The 1,648-nt window shown below is 60.9% G+C and carries 1 protein-coding gene; it reads right to left on the bottom strand.

Annotated features, from left to right (window positions below; genetic code table 11):
• A partial coding sequence (gene ltrA, locus XI09_RS08685; protein WP_442869558.1) for a group II intron reverse transcriptase/maturase occupies positions 1–1,118 on the bottom strand: 1,118 nt, incomplete at its 3' end.
• Positions 1,119–1,648 lie beyond the last annotated feature (530 nt).

Here is a 1,648-nt window from a genome sequence, read left to right as displayed (position 1 = left end):
TACGCAAAGTGGCCGGTCAAGACCTGCCTCAGCCATTTCCCTTGTGCAGGGATCGGCCAGTGCATTCGGCGCCTTAGCTCCTCCTTGATTTCGCGGAGTTTGGTTCGCAAGCGGTCGCTACGGGTCTTCCGTTGAAGCTGGAAGCGCCCTTGGCGTGATTTGCCGCAGATAAACGTGAACCCCATGAACGCAAAGGTTTCCGGCTTTCCGAGTCCGCGCTGCTTGCGTTGAGCCGCCGCATGGCGACCAAACTCAATCAGGCGGGTCTTGGCCGGGTGGAGCGTCAGCTCGAACTCCTCCAGTCTCGCGCGCATCGCGTCAAGGAAACGACGTGCGTCATCCTCGCGCTCAAAGCCGACTACTACATCGTCCGCGTAACGCACGATGATCATGCCGCCGGAGACCTCGCGCTGTCGCCAGCGTTTGGCCCACAGGTCGAGAGCGTAGTGCAGGTAGATGTTGCCGAGAAGCGGTGAAATCACCGAACCTTGACCCGTTCCCCTGTCATCAGCGGCTACGACGCCGTCTTCGAGAACACCCGCCTTCAGCCATTTCTGAATGAGGCGGATGATGCGCTTGTCGCCGATCCTATGTTCCAAGAAGCGAACCAGCCAAGGTTGACTGACTGCGCCAAAGAAGTTTTGGATGTCGGCGTCAATGATCCAGTTCACGTGCCGCGTCTCGATCGCTGTGCAGAGCGCGTCCAACGCATCATGTGGTCCTCTGCCGGGCCGAAACCCGTAGGAAAAGCCACAGAAGTCTCCTTCGTAGATGGCGTTGAGCACGATGACGGTGGCGCCCTGGACGATTTTGTCTTCGAGAGCCGCGATCGCTAACGGGCGCTGCTTGCCGTCTGCCTTTGGTATGTACGTCCGGCGAGACGGTTGCGGGCGATACGCTCCTCGTTGGACCCGTTTGTGCAGATCGGCGAGCCGGGGCTCGAGATCTTCCTCGTAGTCCTCCCACGTCATGCCATCCACTCCGGGAGCAGCCTTACGCCTGAGCGCAAAGAACGCCGCCCGCAGTGTATCGACATTGATGTGGTGAAAGAGCGCGGTGAACCGGTCCTTCTTCCTCAGCCTTGCGGCTGTCCGTACGCGGTCCAGCGACTGGGTCATGCGAGCCCGGCCCTGTGTCCGGTGCATGCGCTGCTGTTCCGCGTTTCCCTTGGTCCCCGGCCTTGGCTCCGCCCACTCCGCCGCCAGTAATCCGGCTTTGTTCGTTGGCTTCTCAGCTACTATGCCAGAGTCAGACTTCTCCGTGTCGTGCATCAGCGGCTACAGCTCCTCGCCTTCCCGCTGCGGACCATCTCCTCCGAGAAGGAAGATGGCCGACCCGGAGATATCCCGGTTCCCGTACAAGGAGCTTCCATACATGCCAGGGTCTACGACCACGCCGGGTTGGACGGGTGCTCGCGTTTGCGCACTCGCCCATATTGCCTTCCGCTCTTTGGACAGCGTCGGCTCCCGAGATAACACTGTTTCGCGGCTCAATGGCTGGCCTGCATGCTCCCCTACCGACGCTTCGCCGACACCCTCGCGGACGCCTGCGCACGGCTCGGGGCCGATGTGGTTCGCTACACCTTCATCGCAATGGACTTCCACCATCTATTCCTTGCCGGTCTCCCGGCGCACCCAAAGTAGTGCTA

The organism is Bradyrhizobium sp. CCBAU 11386 (assembly GCF_028128955.1).
Taxonomy (GTDB): Bacteria; Pseudomonadota; Alphaproteobacteria; order Rhizobiales; family Xanthobacteraceae; genus Bradyrhizobium.
Note: the sequence above shows the minus strand (reverse complement) of the source record. Positions and strands in the feature narration are given on the sequence as shown.